Source organism: Nostoc sp. CALU 546, assembly GCF_048836525.1.
Map to the genome: position 1 here is coordinate 1 of NZ_JAWJTF010000372.1, position 1,814 is coordinate 1,814.

At 39.1% G+C, this 1,814-nt stretch carries 2 protein-coding genes; one reads left to right on the forward strand and one right to left on the reverse strand.

From position 1 onward, the window contains the following. Positions 1-500: 500 nt before the first annotated feature. On the forward strand, positions 501-905 hold the full coding sequence (locus RRG12_RS43780) for a four-helix bundle copper-binding protein (RefSeq protein WP_420760331.1): 405 nt from the start codon (positions 501-503) through the stop codon (positions 903-905). Between the two features lie 158 nt (positions 906-1,063). Here the strand turns inward: RRG12_RS43780 and RRG12_RS43785 are convergent, their stop codons facing one another. Next, positions 1,064-1,729 (reverse strand): glutathione S-transferase family protein, encoded by a 666-nt coding sequence (locus RRG12_RS43785; protein ID WP_420760318.1) that lies wholly within the window; start codon positions 1,727-1,729, stop codon positions 1,064-1,066. Between the last annotated feature and the right edge of the window lie 85 nt (positions 1,730-1,814).

Sequence of the window (1,814 nt, forward strand, 5' to 3'; positions counted from 1 at the left end):
CGACTTGTAGGAACTGCAAACCACCACTGCATGATGAACTATGGCTTAATAAAGTCATGAAAATTTAATATTACTGAAATATAAGAAAATGTACTCATAGCGTTTTTTCAACTAATGAGTTGTTTCAATGATGGATATAGCTATAATCTTTAGTTGACAAAGCTTTGACGGTTTATACGCTAGGAAATAAAAGGGTATTATCTTTCAACTGTTTTTCGATCTAGTAGGCAGACAAATCAAATAAACCGACAGTCAATTCTAGATATTAAGTAATTCGCTATAACTAACAAAAGAGTCTCAGCCCTTAATAAATAAGGATTTTAGTCAAATAGCTCCCAATTAAATATGAAAAGCCGCTTAATTTACGTCAAGTATATAGGTATATGGGCCTTCAAATTGCTAGAACTCCAGAATCTATTGATTTCTCAAAAATAAAGTTTTACCTTGCTAATTAAGTCAGCCACACCACTAACGGCGACAACAAGGAGACTATTTCTATGATGACAACCGAATCTATATTCACTGAAATGGAAGCTTGCAAACAAATCTCTATTGAATGCCAAACTACTTGCATTGATACCCTCAAATACTGCAAGAGTCAGGGTGGTAAATACATGGATATGGCTATGATGTCCATGTTGCGGGACTGTGCAGAAATGTGCATGATGTGCGTCAACATGATTAATGACGGTTCTGAGTTTATGGGAAACACCTGTAGTTTGTGCGCCCAAATTTGCGATCGCACCGCCCTAGCTTGTGAACAAATGAGCAGCGATGCCACAATGATGTTCTGTGCCACTATTTGCCGCAAGTGCGCTCAACATTGCAACGCAATGGGACTCAATTCTGCTTCCTATTTCCGCAGATCAAGCTTGGTGACAGAAGATTCACTACTATCTAGCTAATTTTCCGCCAGGATCAAGTTGCCCAATTTATAGCAGACTTGCGATTATACCTAAATTCATAGTTTCTCCAGTATCTTTAGTTTTTCGCCGCTCAAAAAGATTTTGGGCGGCGAAAACTTAGGGAAAGATACAATTCTTGTGACTACCAAAAAGTAGTATTAGACAGCAACAGGGGTAGCAAATCTAGCATATCGCTCTATGTAAAACTCCTTACTATTAGCGATCGCCACTACAGAATCACGTTGTTTTAAAGCCTTTTTCCACTGACGTAAACGAGTAAATTCTTCTGGTAGTGCAAAGCCTCGATGGTGCTTCAGTGCAGCCCAACGCTCAAACCAGGGATAAAAGGTGAAATCAACCAGACTAACGGATTCGCCAAACCAGTAAGGGCCGTCTCCTGATAACTTCCCAAAAGCTTCATTCTCGATAAATTCCAGATGTTTATATAGTTCTTGTTTAGCTGCTTCTTGCTGTTGGATATCAGGACTACGCAAGAGAGTAGAAAAAGCCGGAACGAATCGAGTATTAGCAAAATCAATCCAGATTCGAGCTTGTGCTTTAGCAATGGAACTGCTAGGTAAAAGCGGCGGATTTGGAAATACTTCGTTGAGATATTCGTTAATTACTGCCGATTCCCAAACTCGGTGATTATTATGTACAAGTGCAGGCACTTTTCCATAAGGAGAAATATCTGTAAATCCCTCCGGCTTGTTCTGCAAATTAATCTCAATCAAGTCAAATTCGATGCCTTTTTCTTGCAATACCAAACGCGAACGGTGAGCATAAGGGCAAACAACCGCACTATATATCTTGATTTCAGCCATGTTGATATTCCTCTATGAATAGGATTGGTTTATTAGCTTTGGAAATTAATTCAATTTAATCCCTTCGGGTTCGGCAGTTGCTCAT